Origin of the sequence: Roseibium marinum (assembly GCF_002906165.1) — a bacterium.
Taxonomy (GTDB): Bacteria; Pseudomonadota; Alphaproteobacteria; order Rhizobiales; family Stappiaceae; genus Roseibium; species Roseibium marinum.
In genome coordinates, this window is record NZ_PPCN01000001.1 from 1,115,768 (window position 1) to 1,130,112 (window position 14,345).

Genomic DNA, 14,345 nt, shown 5'->3' on the forward strand with positions numbered 1-14,345 from the left:
CCAGCTCCCTCGGATAGATACCCATCGACCGCGGACGACGGTTGGTGTGAACCGTTTCCGCCTATTCGGCGGCGTGCTTTCCGCGTTCGGAAATCGGGCGTATCGCCGGGAACTCCTGATCGGTCAGTGTTTCCTTGGCGAGCAGCAGCCGCGCTCCTTCGTCGAGTTCCTTGCGGTGACCGTTCAACAACTCCTTTGCGTGGGTGAAGGCGGCTTCCACGCGGGCCTTGATCGCCAGGTCGATTTCCCGCTGCGTCAGTTCCGAGACTTCGCTAGCGTCACCCGCGGGCAGTCCCAGAAAGTTCTGTCTCTGGGTGGTGTAGACGCGGTTGCCGAGCGCGGTTTCCATGCCAAAGCGCATAACCATGTCCCGGGCGACTTCCGTCACCTTCTGCAAATCGTCCGCCGCGCCTGTGGAGATTTCTCCCAGGACGATATCTTCCGCCGCCCGGCCGCCCATGAGAACGGTCATCCTGTTCTCCAGGTCCCTGCTGGCGAGCAGGAATCGGTCTTCCGTCGGCCGCTGCATGGTGTATCCCAGGGCGCCGATGCCGCGCGGAATGATCGAGATCTTGTGCACCGGATCGCAGCCCTCCAGATTTGCGGCGACGAGAGCGTGGCCCATCTCGTGATAGGCGACGGTCTTGCGTTCCTTGTCCGACAGGATCCTGCTGCGCTTTTCGAGCCCCGCGACGACCCTTTCGATGGCTTCGTTGAAGTCCTGCAGCGTCACCGCGTCCGCGTTCCGCCGCGTCGCCAGCAGGGCCGCCTCGTTCACCAGGGTCGCAAGGTCCGCCCCGGAAAAGCCGGTGGTGAGCTGGGCGACCTGATCGAGGTTCGTGTCCGGCAGCAGTTTGATCTTCTTGACATGCACGTCCAGGATTGCCCGGCGGCCCGATTTGTCCGGGCGGTCGACAAGCACTTGCCGGTCGAACCGTCCGGCGCGCAACAAGGCGGGGTCGAGGATTTCCGGACGGTTGGTGGCCGCCAGCAGGATAATGCCGCTGGACGGATCGAAACCGTCCAGTTCGGTCAGGAGCTGGTTGAGCGTCTGTTCCTTCTCGTCATTTGTCCCCATCGGGCCGCTTGCCCGAGCGCGTCCGAGCGCGTCGAGCTCGTCAATGAAGATGATCGCCGGGGCCGTCTTGCGGGCCTGCTCGAAGAGATCGCGCACCCGTGCAGCCCCGACACCGACAAACATCTCGACGAATTCGGATCCGGAAATCGAGAAGAAGGGAACACCGGCTTCACCGGCAACCGCGCGCGCCATCAGCGTCTTGCCGGTCCCCGGAGGACCGACCAGCAGGATACCCTTGGGAACATGCGCGCCGAGGCGGCCGTAGGAGGCGGGGTCCTGCAGAAAATCAACGACTTCCTGCAGTTCGCGCTTGGCCTCGTCGACACCGGCGACGTTTTCAAAGCGCACGGAGACATCGGTTTCGACAAAGACCTTTGCCTTGGATTTGCCGACGGTCATCATGCCGCCGAAGCCCTGCTTTTCCGCCAGCCGGCGAATGAAGAACATCCACAGGCCAAACAGCAGCAGCACTGGCAGGACCCAGGAGAGGATGTCCCGCAAAAGCGTGCTCTGCACGACGCCGGTGAACTTGACGTCGTATTTGCTGAGTTCGTCGGCAAGCGGCATGTCGACGCGGGTGGTGACGAAATACTGTTTGCCGTCCTTCAGAGGATCCTTGAACTTGCCCCTGATGGTGTTTTGGTCAATCGCGATCTCATCGATCTTCCCGTCTTTGAGATTCTGCTCGAACTCGCTGTAGGGGATGGGCTCGACGGTCTTGTAGGTGGTCCACCAGCTCTGGAAGAGGAACACCATCATCATGGCTATGAAGGCGTACCAAAGATTGATCTGGTGTTTTTTTTCCATCGAAAATCTGTCCCGGGATGATGCGAACAGGAAAGGCTCCTGCAGTGCCGCCATTGGGGCGATTTGACCCGGTGCTGTCAAGGCGCTGCGGCGCCGCGGCTGTTCAGACCACGGGGCCGGGCTGCCGTTTTGAATGTTTCGTCCGGAACGAGGAGGCGCTGGAGCGGGCGAGATAGATGACGGGAATGAGGCCGACGAGCACGATCGCCAGCGAGGGCAGGGCGGCTTCCTCGAAGGCCTCGCGGGAAGCCGCCGCGAAGACGGTGGTCGCCAGGGTCTCGAAATTGAAAGGCCTGAGGAGGATCGTCGCCGGAAGTTCTTTCATGCAGTCGACAAAGCTGAGCAGCGCGGCGGACAGCAGCACGGGTTTCAGGATAGGCAGATGTATCTGACTGAGGGTCTGGCGGCTGTCGCGGCCAAGGGTTCGCGCCGCCATGTCAAGATGCGGCGTGATCCGGCCGAAGCCGCCTTCCACCTGGCCGTAGGAAACGGCGAGAAAACGCACCACGTAGGCGTAGACCAGGCCCGTGCCGCTCCCCAGCAGCAGCAGGCCGGTATTGACGCCGAACCAGGCCTCCATGCGGCCGTCGAGGAAATTGTCGAATTGGGCGAGCGGAACAAGGATGCCGATCGCAAGCACCGTTCCCGGTATCGCATAGCCGATGGAGGCAAGGCGCACGGCTGTGCGCAAGGCTCCCTTGTTGTTGAGGCGCAGCGCATAGGCCAGCGAAACGGAAATGACGACGGTGAGGAGCGCGGCGACGGCGGCGAGGCTGAAACTGTTCCAGGCGGTTTCCAGAAACCCGCCGGACAAGAATTCGTCCAGCCGCCGGCTGGCCCGGTCGGCCAGAAGAAGACCTGGAACGACAAACCCGAGAAGGATGGGAAGCAGGCACAGCGCAAACGCAAGCAGGGCCTGCCATCCGCGCAGGTCGAAGCGCGTCGGTGGGTGGCTTTTGCTGCCGCCTCCCGCGTCGAACCGCTGTTTGCGGCGCCCGAACCGTTCCAGCCAGAGCAGCAGAAACACCATCAGCAGCATGGCCAGCGCGAGTTGGGCGGCACCGCCCAGGCTGGAGCGGTTCAGCCATGTGTCATAGACGGAGAAGGTCAGGGTTCTGACGCCGAAAAAGGTGACCGCGCCGATATCGTTGAGGCATTCCATCAGCGCCAGCGAGATGCCGATCGCGATCGCCGGCCGGGCGAGCGGCAGCGCGATGCGGAAGAACAGGCGGTAGGGCGATGCCCCGAGGGTGCGGGACACATCCAGTGTCGAAGCCGACTGGACGAGAAAACTGGCTCTGGTGGTGAGATAGACATAAGGGTAGAGCACCACGCCCATGACGAAGATGGCGCCGCCCAGCGAGCGGATTTCCGGAAACCAGTAGTCGCGCGAGGTCGTGAAGCCGAAGATATCGCGGATCAGGCCCTGGACGGGGCCGGTATATTCGAGAACCTCCACATAGGAAAAGGCGACGATGTAGGTCGGGACGGCAAGCGGTACCAGAAGCGCCCAGTCGAGGGTCCGGCGTCCCGGGAAATTGCACATGGTCACCAGCCAGGCCGTGCCGACACCCGTAACGCTGGTGATCAGCCCGACGCCGAGCATCAGCAGCAGTGTGGTCCACAGCGCTCCTGGCAGAACGGTCTGCAGCAAGTGGCTCCAGACATCCCCGGCCGGTGTCAGCGAAATCCAGAAAATCGCGCCCAGTGGCAGCAGGACCATCGCTGCGATACCAAGCGCCGCAGCCTGCCAGAAGCGGTCAGAAAAGGTGAGGGAGGGCGTTCGCAGCAAGGCGGTACTGTTTCTTGGTTATGGGGCGTGACAACAATCAGATCACCTAAAGGCAAATGCATTCAAAATGCAAAAAGCGCCGTCGCGAAACGGCGCTTTCCACTGATAGAAGGATTTTCGGTCTTCAGGAGGCCGGACCGTCGTCAAATCCGACCTTGTCCACCAGCTCGCTTGCGGCTTTGCGCTGCTTCGCAATTTCCGCCAGTGGCAATGTGTCGGGCTTCAGTTCACCCCAGTTCTGAACGCGTTCGGCCACCGGCACACCCGGAGTGACCGGATATTCGAAGTTGGTTTCCGCGTAGAGCCTTTGAGCCTCCTCGGAGGACAGGAACTCGATCAGTTTGATCGCATTGTCCTTGTTGGGAGCGTATTTCGTCAAAACCACGCCGGAAAGGTTGACGTGGCTGCCACGGCCCGCGGCATTGGGGAACAGCACGCGAACGCTGTTTGCCCACTCCTGCTGCTCGGGCTCTTTCTCGTTGGTCTCCATCAGGCCCATGTAATAGGTGTTGCCGAGCGCGATGTCGCATTCTCCGGCGTATATCGCCTGAACCTGGGCCCGGTCGTTGCCGGCCGGCTTGCGGGCAAGGTTGTCGCGGACGTCCGCGAGCCATTCTTCCGTCTTTTCCTCACCGTGATGGGCAATCATCGAGGCGATCAGACCGATGGTATAATCATGCTGTCCGGAGCGGGTGCACACACGGCCCTTCCACTTCGGATCGGCGAGGTCCTCGTAGGTGATCGTGTCCTGGTCGACCCTGTCCCTGGAGGCGTAAACGATACGCGCCCGGCTTGTCAGGCCGATCCAGTGCCCGTCCGGATCGCGAAAATGTTCGGGAATATTCCCGTTGACGGTCTCTGAGACCACCGGCTGGGTAATGCCAAGCTGTTTGGCGCCATCCAGCCGACCGATATCGACAGTCAGGAGAATATCGGCCGGTGAATTCTTGCCTTCCGCGGAAATCCGTTCCCCAAGGCCCTTGGAGGCGAAGACGACATTGGTTTCGATGCCGGTCTCAGCCGTGAACGCTTCCAGAAGCGGCTGAATCAGAAACGGCTGACGGTATGAATAGATGTTCACTTCACCATCGGCGGACGCTGGAACGGCTGCGAACGCCGCCGAAGTCAGGGCGAGGGCACCGGTGAGTGCTTGGAACGAGGCACGCATGTTTTACTCCCAAAAATCCGGCCGCATGCCGCAACGGCAAAAATGGTGCGGCTGTTGGGCGCGAATATGTCGGAAAGGGTGTTCTCAGTCAATAAATTAAGTAAAATCAATAGTTTAGAATTATTCAAAACTAACTGGAGAATTACATTCCACTATATTTCGGAAAAGCGGTACGAAAACAAGAGTTTAAATATCAGCTTTTGTTCCCCAGGCGGACGCCCGTCCGGGCGCGATCACGAAAATGTTTGATCACGCCCCTTCGGCGATCCGGAGATCGGCCGCAGCAGACTGAAGAGCAGTGTTGGCTTTTATTCCGACAGGACCCGCTGCGTTGGAAAGACGATCTCCACGAGCGTGCCTTGATCCGGTGTGGAGTCGATATGAAAGCTCGCCCGGTTGGCTTCGACCAGCGCCTTGGTCAGCGGCAGTCCCAGGCCCGTGCCGCCGCCGCGGCTCGCGGTATGAAGCTGGCGGAACGGTTCAAGGGCAGCCGCCAGCTGTTTCGCGGTCATGCCGGTTCCGGTGTCGCGGACCCTGAGCGCCACTTCACCGTTGCTTTCCAGCGCCGTGGACAGGATCACCTGGCCGCCGGACTTGTTGTATTTGATCGCGTTGGACAGAAGATTGAGCACGATCTGGCGCAGGGAGCGCGGATCGGCCACCACGTCCGGCACGGAATCGGGCAGGCTGGCGCGAATGATGACCCGTTCCCGGTTTGCCTGGGGCTGCATCAGCGCCACGCATTCGTTGATCACGTCATTGGTCGAGACCGCCGAGAACTTCAGGTCCAGCTTGCCGGCCTCGATCTTGGAGAGATCCAGAAGATCGTTGATCAGGCTCATGATATGCGAGCCCGACGTGCGGATATCCTTCAGGTAGTCCTTGTAGCGGTCGTTGCCGATCGGGCCGAACCGCTCTTCCATCATGACTTCGGAAAATCCGATGATCGCGTTCAAAGGCGTGCGGATTTCGTGGCTGATCTTGGCCAGGAAATCGGATTTCTGCGAACTGGCATTCTCCGCCTGACGCTTGGCCTGGGTCAGTTCCTCTTCCGCGGTCTTCCACTGTGTGATGTCCCGCAGGACCGCGCAGTATTTCGCGTCGTCCTTGTTGTTGGTAATCCGGCCTATGGTCATGAAGAGCGGAATGAGGCCGCCTGAGGGAACCTTGCCGAGCACTTCCCGCCCGTCGTTCAGGATGCTGGCGACGCCGTTGCGCGTGAGACCGTCCAGATAGTCGGCCGCGGCCCGGTGGCTCTCGGGCGCCAGAAATTCGGTGAACGGCGCACCGATCATGTCGGAGCGGTTCGCGCTGAACAACGCTTCGGCGGAGCCGTTGACCTTCAGGATGTTGCCTATCTGGTCGAGAACCAGGACGCCGTCCGTCGCCGTTTCCAGGATCGTGTCCATCTCGGCGATCTGGCCGCGGGCACTTTCCAGTTCGGAGCGCACCTCGGCGAAGAAATTCGGTGCGGCCTGCGGGGCGGCGGCCACGGGCGCCTGTTTGACCTGGCGCTCCGTTATGGAGATCATCAGACCGTGGCTGCCGTTCCACGGGACGGAATGCATGTGGGCATCGACGGTCAGCACACCGCCGCCGGCCAGACGCAGCTTCATCGATTCATCGACTTCACCGTCCATACCGACTGCGTCGGGCAGATCTTCGGTGTCGTCGATGAACAGCGCCTCCAGGCCGCCGGCCTCGCAAAGCGTCGCAACCGACCTGTAGCCGAGCATGCCGAGAAGGACCTTGTTGGCATAGAGCACTTCGCGGCCATGGACGACCGCGATGCCGATCGGCAGCCGGTCGAGCAGGCTCGGATCGATCGGGCCGGCTTCCGGCTCTTCGGGCGGCAGGTCATCGATCTCCGCACCATCGGAACCTTCAAAATCGACAAGGTCACCTTCCAGCCGGGCGCCGAGGGCCTCCGCGATCTTGCGGAACGCCTGGCGTTCCGGGCGCGAAAGGCCGGACGTATCGACCGGGACGACACGGGGTCTCGCGGTCGCGAGTGGTATGACCTGCCCGGTCGGCTTTTCGGGTTCCGGCGCGTCCTCTGTCTCTTCTTCTACAAACGCAGCGGTTTCTTCATAAAATTCACGTTCGTCGGTGCTGCCGCCATCCGTATCCAGCTCAGCGGCCACTTCTTCAATTCTGCGGCCATCCTCTTCGATGATGTCAAAATGGGCATCTTCCAGGGGGGGAACCGGTTCGAACGGTTCGTCCTCCACAGCGTCTTCAACAGGGGTTCCGGCGGCGACCTCCGTCCCTGCGGAGCCATTGTCCTGTTCTTGTGCGGACGTGGATGTACCGCTTGAGATCGCGTACTCTTCGTCAAACAGATCGCGCGACTTCTTTTTCGCCAAGTCGTAGTTTTTTGCCAGTGACCTGACCGCGCTTTCTATTTCCGCAGGTTCCAGCGCCGCGGGACCGGCAATTCCGGTTGGTTCGTCGCCGGCCGGCCGCCGCTCCTCGCCGTCAGGGGCTTCTTCAGGGCCCTCTTCGGCGGAAGGCGCGGCTTCCTTCGTCGAAACTTCCGATTCCGAAAGATCCGGGACACTTGTGTCCGCCGCTGCATCATTTTCTTCGGCGTCACCGTCCGGATCTTCGTTTCCTGCAGCATCCACGGCAGCCGCTTCGGTTCCGGCAGAAGCCGCCGTGTCCGAATGGGTGGTGCCGGTCTCAAGCGCTTTCAGCTTGTCGTCCAGGGAGGCCGCGACACGCCGCGTGTCCTCGTTATCCTCGGCGTTCTCCTCAGGCTGCCGCGGCTTTGACGCCTCTTCCACCTGCCTGCCGGTTTGCTTCGATGCGGGCGTCCCGGTGAATCTGGCAAGGGACCCTACAAGGGCGGCAGCGCTGGCGCCGAGAAACGTCTTGCCGCCGAAGCTATCGGGCTGGGCAGGTTTCAAATCGGCCAGGCTGTCTTTCGGCGCGTCGGCAGCTTCCTGCGCGGCGGCTTCCGCTGAAGAAGTCTCGGCAGAGGGAGTGTGGACTTCGCTGACACTCTCGTCCTCGATGCCTTCCTCTTCGTCCAGGGTCTCGTCCGGCGCTTCCGTATCCGGGCTCTCGTTTGTCGGGCCCACGGTATGAGGTTCTGATCCGGCGGTGCCGGCCACATCCTCGTCAACAGGCGTCTCATCGGTGCCGGTTTCGAGGTCCGGCTCCGCGATGCCGGTTTCTTCCGCCGTTTCGTCGCCCCCGTTGTCGGACAGCGGATCTTCGGCTTCGGGCTCCGCGGCAAATGTCTCGTCGAAGGCGGCCAGGGCCGGGCTCAGGAGGATGTCCTTGACTTCAACCGCATCGGCGGTCCGGCAGACGCCGAAGCCTCGATAACCCTCGAATTTCCGGTTGCGGTCAAAGGCGGGCAGGGCCGCCATGTCCACCGGAATCCGGAGGGGGGCGCCGCTCACCGGCCAGCTGACGGTCTTGCCGCTCCACGTGTCGCGGCGGTCGAGCGCCCGAGCAATGTTGCCGCGTGGATCCAGCTCGAATTTTGCCGAGACCTCTTCCCAGGTCAGACCGACGATATCGGTCGCCTCGGGGCCGAGCACCTCGGCGAATTCGTCCGACAGAAAGGTGAAGCGCTGGTCGATGTCCATCTTCCACGCGAAGCGGACCGGACGCCGGCGCGGACGGAAGACAAACACCTCGTCTTCTGCGGCGACCGGCTGTTGCTCTGAAAGATCGGCAGCCGCGCGCAGGCCGTCCTCTTCCGCCGCGACCTCCGAGCCTGCGTCCAGCCCGGCGTCTTCTTCGGTCTCGCCATGAGGTGCGGCGTTGTCCGAACCGGCCACATGTTCGCTCTCGTCGGCCGTGTTCGGGACAATGGCCGGGATCTCTTCCCGTGTGCCCTGATCAAAGGGCTGGTCTTCGTCTGCGGTTTCCGCGGATGGAAGGCGCGGTTCGTTTTCAATACCGGCGGCGCTGTCGGGCCCGGGCGCGCCTTCCTGCTCGTCATCGCCGGTGTGTTCTCTTTCCCGGTCGTCTACGGCGTCCGACGTCGGACCGGCTTCCTCCGCGAAGGTTCCGGAAGACGTATTGTCGGCGGCGATGTCTTCTTCTGACGCTTCCCGCGCGCCGGCGTCTTCGGAAGCACCGCTGCCGGTCTCCTCCGGTTCATCGGCAATATCGTCGGAAACGGTCGCCGAAAGCACCGGGTCCGGCGCATGCGGGGCAACGTCGCTGTCGGTCGCGTCCGGCTCTTCGGGCATTTCGTCCGCCAGGGGAGCATTGTCCAGAACGATCAGTCTCCGGCCGGACGAAACCTCCAGCACGACACCTTCATGGAAACCGCCATCAAGTTCCAGCGGGCCGAACAGGGCCTTCTGATCCTGTGGCAGATCGGGATCCTCGGGTGCGCCTTGCAGCTCGCCAAGGCGCTCTTCGACCGCACCGCCGGAGGTCAGGAAAACCGTCGTCCCGGCACCCGTCAGCAGATGCGCGAAAGCCGGGACCGGCTCGCGTGTCGAGACAAGTCCCTTGTCACCGCAGACGATCAGGGCCGCGGTTTCTCCGCTTTCCAGCTCGACCCGCCTGCACTGGCAGGTCAGCAGCATGACCCGCAGACCCCGGTAGAACCGGAGCCGGTCGATGCTGAACTTGTCTGTGGGACCGGATTGCGCGATGCGGGCAATATGCGGACGCGCCGGAGAACGCTCAAGGGAGCTTAGTCCGGCAAGATCGGAAACGGCGGAGGCGGAAAAGAACGACGCACCGGCGGCATTTGCCCAAAGGATGCGAGCACCGTCTGCCGACCAGAGCCAGGCTGCTCTTTTGTCGGCAACAAGCTGAACCAGATCATCCATGGCACTCAGTTCCAGGAATGATTGGGTCTGATTGTCCATGGCTCTGCTCCAAACTGGTCTGCAACACCGGTTTACGGTGCACGCGGCTGCCGGATCTGCCTGCAGTGGTAAACAACCCGTTAATACAAGCAAACTCACGCGTCGTCCACGTAAAGCACGGTTGTAAAAGGGCTTACATGAAGGCGTGGTTAATCCGGACGATGAACCTGTAACGGACACAAGACGGATTTTGCCTCTGTGAAGGCGCCCCACCAGGCGCTTCGAAACGACGTAGCGGAACCACAAGGGGCGGACAGTTTGCTTCACCGGACCGCCTGGTAGTCACGCCCTGGCAAGCAGACTGAACTGGTGTGGCGGGTGAAAGCCGTTTTCGCACCTGGTCGCGACAGGGCGAAATTATCCTTCAACAGAGGAGTTCAGGGCGTTGAAAACCGGACGGCTTCCGGCAACTTTTCGCTTCGTATGCGAATAAATTCCTCCATACAGTTTCAAACTGTTTGCCGGGGCCTTGTCCAAAGACACAAGTTTGCCGGATCGCCATCACCATGTTACGTATTTTTGGCAGGAAACGAGTTCAGGATTTCCACACACCTATCATCCTGCGACCCGAGGAGCGCCGACATGAGCACTGACAAGAACGGTTTCGACATTCCCGATCAGATGCGTGAATTCGCCGACAAGAGCGTCGACCAGGCACGCAAGGCATTCGACGATTTCATGGGAGCGACCCAAAAAGCGGTTTCCAATGTGGAAGACAGCGCCAGCGTCGTGCAGGCCGGAGCCACCGATGTCAACAAGAAGGCTCTGACCTACGCCGAGGAGCACGTCGACGCCGCGTTCAAGTTCGCACAGCAACTCGTGAAGGCGAATAATCTCGAGGACATGATGAAGCTTCAGCAGGATTATCTGCGCAGCCAGATGGAAAACCTCGGCGAGCAGGCGCGCGAGTTCTCGAACTCGGCCACCAAGGCCGTCCAGGACGCGGCCAAGGCATCTCAGAAAAAATAATCCGCGGCCCGGAGCCGGTCATCCCGGGCAGGGTGCTGTCACCCCGCCCGGAGCCGGTCATCCCGGGCAGGGTGCGGTCACCCCGCCCGGAACCGGTCAACCCGGGCAGGGGGCGATCACCCTGCGCGATACTATCTGGCGCAAGCCTGTAGACTGCATGTTCCAGTTGTAGTACTTTCAAACACGCTCCCCTACGGGGCGCGCGTGACGGGGGCCTCCCCCAGGGTAGAATGAAACTCTGCCATCCGCGCATGGAACCACGATTTTTCCGCGCATTTCCTGAATTTATTTTATTGTGCACTGCAAAAAAATGTTGCAATGCAGCAAAGGATCCATTATGTAGAGGCTGCGGATGACGACAGGGTCCGCCGACACACGTATCGGCGGAAAGAAAACACACCAATGATCGCATCCGAACTCAAGGAGATGAGATCATGACTGAGACCACCACGACAGCCAAACCGGCCCCGAAAGCACGCGCCACCAAAGCAAAAGCTGGCCCTGCCGGCGTTGCATTCCCCGACTTCGAAGCTTTCGCGATGCCGAAGATGGAAGTCCCCGCCGCGTTCCGTGAAGCCACCGAAAAAGGCATCGAGAGCGCGCGTGACACATATGCAAAGGTGAAAACCGCTGCTGAAGACGCAACCGACCTGATGGAAGACACGTTCGAAACGTCCCGCCAGGGCGTCGTCGAATTCAACCATAAGGCTGCCGATGCGGCCAAGGCCAATGCCGACGCGGCATTCACTTTTTTCAAGGACATCATGTCCGCGAAATCCGTGGCGGAAGCCATCGAACTGCAGTCCACGTTCGCACGTTCGCAGTTCGACGCGCTGAGCACCCAGACCAAAGAGATGCAGGAACTGGCAACCAAGCTTGGTACCGACGTTTCCGCTCCGGTCAAGGAAGCTTTCGAAAAGTCCTTCAAGGAAATGAAGGTTCACTGAGCCTTTTGAACCGCGCGTTCAAGACGGCAATCAGATACCATGCCCGGGGTTTTCCCCGGGCATTTGCTTTTCAACAGACCGTTTTTTTCAGAAAATTCAGACTTGCCGGTTTGGGGAAACGGGGTTAGAAGACGCCCTTGCAAACGGTGGTCCGGGCCAGCAGGTTCCGCGCCGCCTTGAATGTCTTTAAGCAGACGTAGCTCAGTTGGTTAGAGCGTCGGATTGTGGCTCCGAAGGTCGGTGGTTCGAACCCACTCGTCTGTACCATTCCCAGGTGGGTCCGTTCAGGACATAAGGGCGACGCTCCGGAGCGTCCGGAACGTCTCTCTTCAAGCCGGTGATCTTCCTCCCGCCGGACTCATTCTCTCAATTCGACCGATAGATATACATCGGGCTTGTCCAGGCGCGGGTGCCGTCCTCGAGCTCGACGCGGATATAGAGCGGGTTGTCCCCTTTGGCCTTCAACGCAACGGGCCGGGAGAAGGTGAGGGAGCGGTGCGGATTGGCCGATGGCAGCCGGCTGATCTTCAGGAAACGCGGCAACTCTCCGGACGCATCGAAGACCAGCTCGTCCTGTCCGATTTCGGCTATCGGCAGAACGAAGGACACCAGCGGTGTCTTTACCGAAATCATTCCCTCCGCTGCGGCCTCCAGATAAAGGTCGGCACCGCCGAAATTTCCGGTCGTCAAAGCCTTCCAGGTGACCTCCGCCGCCTTGACGACGTCGATCGTCTTGTCCGGGTTGAAGAAATTGATCGGGGTGATGTCCGTGATATTGTTCCCGGAAACCGTCGCCGTTCCGTCCCAGATGACTTCCCGGAACCGGCCGCGGTATTCCGCCCCTTCCCAATGAAGCCGCAGGCGCGCGCCCAGGTCCTCTTCCGAATAGGGGCGAATGGTCTCCACCAGCTCGAGCCCGTTGAAGAGATCGACCTTCAGGATCGGTGAATTGCTGTCGACGGCGACATTCAGTTCCATCTCGCCGGAGGGCAGTTCAACGATATCGCCCATCATCGCCGTGCGCGTGGAAACCGGCGTGCTGTCGAACAACTTCGGGTCATCGTGATAGAGAGCGGCGTCTTTGCTGAAACGCGCCTCGACGCTGATCGCCATGCGTCCGCCATCGCCGCCGGTGGTGCCGTAATGGCGCCGCTTGCGCATGCAGTCGAGCAGCGCCTCGCGGCTCAGCTCCGCCGTGTGGAAACAGGAGAGCCCGCCGATGGCGCCGAACTTGCCGGCTCCGGGATAGCTGGCGCCGGGACGGCCCTTGTGCCCGTCCGAATTACACACCACACCGACGCGGTAACCGAACTTCAGCGCATCGTGCAGCAACCATTCGAAGGTTCCCCAGGAGGAATGGACCTCAACCGATCTTTCGAAGCGCCCGTCATGCGCAAGGCCGATATCGGCATAGCGTCCGCCGCAATGGGCGTAACAGACCACGTCGGTCTCGCCGTTCTCGGCAAAGGCCCGAAACAGTTCCCCGGCGGTGAAACAGTCGGTATCGGCTGTTGTCGTGTCTTCGACAAGCGCGTGGGAGGAGCGCCGGATAATGCGGTCGTCGGTCGGAAAGAAGACGTTCCGGTCACCGCCCAGGGCGGTGTTCCCGGACCACTCGTAGCCCGGCATAGCAACGAAGGTGCCCGGGTCATCGAATTCGGCGGTGATGCGGTTCAGCTCGGCCCAGAACAAGTCGGTGATCTGGAAATCATTGCCCTGGTGGCCGCAGGCATCGACCCAGGCCTTGTCGCGGGCGAAGGCGAAATAGCCGCGCGCGCTGTTGGTGCCGATAGTCTCTTCCGACTGGCCGTGCATGTCGCCCCAGAAGTGCACCAGTTCCCGGTCTTCGGCGATCACCGGGTTGGTCCGCGCGACGAGGCGGCCGCTTTCATCTCTGATGACCACGGCGGCCTTGCCGGGCTCTTTCAGGGAAAGACCGTCGATCGTGACGCCGAACGTTCCTTCCGCCATCTCGACGCAGTCCGGCAGTCCGGCAATCGCGCCCTCGGCTTCCAGATACAGTTTGCCGGAACAGCGGTCCGTCGGGTTGCCCCATTTGTCCTCGCCCTTGATTTTCAGCGAAAACGTCTCGCCCGGCCGGCGCAGGGTCGGCATGACGGCGGCGAATTTCACAGCCGGTCCCGGAACGATGGAGATCATCGGCTGCACCGGCAGGGTCTGGAAATTGAAGGTGGCGATGGGGTCGACCAGCACCCTGAACTCAAACGTGTCTTCGCAAAAGGTCTGCAGCCGCATGCCCGGACCGCCGTGATCCGTGACGCCGAAGCGGATGGTGATGCTGTCGCCCTCCTGCAGGAAGCCCTTCACCACCTTGATCCAGAGCGTACGGTCCCAGGGGCGTACATTGCCTTTCGGATCCCAGCGAAGCTGCAGGACGGCCCCGTTGGATGCTTCCACGGTGCAATAGTTGGCGCCGGACGGATCGTCGAACTGAGGGTTGCCCTGATCGGATGCGAAGCGGAAGCAAACCCTCAGGCTGCCGGAATCGTCGATGCCGAAGGTGCCCGCCGTATAGACAAGGGTGAAAGACGCATAAGATCCCGCGACGAATTCGCCGGCCGGCGTGATTGCCGCGTGTCCGAGAAGGGAAGGGGCGATCGGGTCGCGGATCACTCCGCTGTTCATGGCCTCCCAGGGGCGGTCCTGGCAATCGGTCGCTGATGGGCTGACGGACATTTGAAACCTTCTTTTTCAATCGGCTGAATGGGCGGTTGCATTC

General features: G+C 61.2%; 7 protein-coding genes and 1 tRNA gene. 3 read left to right on the forward strand and 5 right to left on the reverse strand.

Annotation, left to right across the window (positions count from 1 at the left end; genetic code table 11):
• Positions 1-61: 61 nt before the first annotated feature.
• From ftsH to CLV41_RS05290, 4 genes are all read right to left on the reverse strand, one after another.
• On the reverse strand, positions 62-1,885 hold the full coding sequence (gene ftsH, locus CLV41_RS05275; protein WP_103221558.1) for an ATP-dependent zinc metalloprotease FtsH: 1,824 nt from the start codon (positions 1,883-1,885) through the stop codon (positions 62-64).
• A gap of 103 nt (positions 1,886-1,988) precedes the next feature.
• The gene (locus CLV41_RS05280; RefSeq protein WP_208987348.1) at positions 1,989-3,608 is read right to left on the reverse strand and encodes an ABC transporter permease; all 1,620 of its coding nucleotides are present in this window, start codon (positions 3,606-3,608) and stop codon (positions 1,989-1,991) included.
• 193 nt (positions 3,609-3,801) lie between these two features.
• Complete coding sequence (locus tag CLV41_RS05285) at positions 3,802-4,845, reverse strand: Fe(3+) ABC transporter substrate-binding protein (RefSeq protein ID WP_103221155.1); 1,044 nt, start codon at positions 4,843-4,845, stop codon at positions 3,802-3,804.
• A 308-nt stretch (positions 4,846-5,153) separates the two neighbouring features.
• Positions 5,154-9,689, reverse strand: a complete 4,536-nt coding sequence (locus tag CLV41_RS05290; RefSeq protein WP_103221156.1) for an ATP-binding protein — start codon at positions 9,687-9,689, stop codon at positions 5,154-5,156.
• A gap of 582 nt (positions 9,690-10,271) precedes the next feature.
• Between CLV41_RS05290 and CLV41_RS05295 the strand changes: the two genes are divergently transcribed.
• From CLV41_RS05295 to CLV41_RS05305, 3 genes are all read left to right on the forward strand, one after another.
• Positions 10,272-10,658, forward strand: coding sequence for a phasin (locus tag CLV41_RS05295; RefSeq protein ID WP_103221157.1), 387 nt, complete (start codon positions 10,272-10,274; stop codon positions 10,656-10,658).
• A gap of 434 nt (positions 10,659-11,092) precedes the next feature.
• The gene (locus CLV41_RS05300) at positions 11,093-11,605 is read left to right on the forward strand and encodes a phasin (protein WP_103221158.1); all 513 of its coding nucleotides are present in this window, start codon (positions 11,093-11,095) and stop codon (positions 11,603-11,605) included.
• Between the two features lie 190 nt (positions 11,606-11,795).
• Positions 11,796-11,872, forward strand: a tRNA-His gene (locus CLV41_RS05305).
• A 99-nt stretch (positions 11,873-11,971) separates the two neighbouring features.
• Here CLV41_RS05305 and CLV41_RS05310 read toward each other — a convergent pair.
• Positions 11,972-14,302 carry a PHP domain-containing protein gene (locus CLV41_RS05310; protein ID WP_103221159.1) on the reverse strand — a complete coding sequence of 777 codons (2,331 nt, stop codon included), beginning with the start codon at positions 14,300-14,302 and terminating at the stop codon, positions 11,972-11,974.
• Positions 14,303-14,345: the final 43 nt, after the last annotated feature.

Coding starts and splice junctions, on each gene's coding strand:
- CLV41_RS05285 (WP_103221155.1), bottom strand. CDS start 4,845: ATGCGTGCCTCGTTCCAAGCACTCACCGGTGCCCTCGCCCTGACTTCG.
- CLV41_RS05295 (WP_103221157.1), top strand. CDS start 10,272: ATGAGCACTGACAAGAACGGTTTCGACATTCCCGATCAGATGCGTGAA.
- CLV41_RS05280 (WP_208987348.1), bottom strand. CDS start 3,608: ATGGTCCTGCTGCCACTGGGCGCGATTTTCTGGATTTCGCTGACACCG.
- CLV41_RS05300 (WP_103221158.1), top strand. CDS start 11,093: ATGACTGAGACCACCACGACAGCCAAACCGGCCCCGAAAGCACGCGCC.
- CLV41_RS05310 (WP_103221159.1), bottom strand. CDS start 14,302: ATGTCCGTCAGCCCATCAGCGACCGATTGCCAGGACCGCCCCTGGGAG.
- CLV41_RS05290 (WP_103221156.1), bottom strand. CDS start 9,689: ATGGACAATCAGACCCAATCATTCCTGGAACTGAGTGCCATGGATGAT.
- ftsH (WP_103221558.1), bottom strand. CDS start 1,885: ATGGAAAAAAAACACCAGATCAATCTTTGGTACGCCTTCATAGCCATG.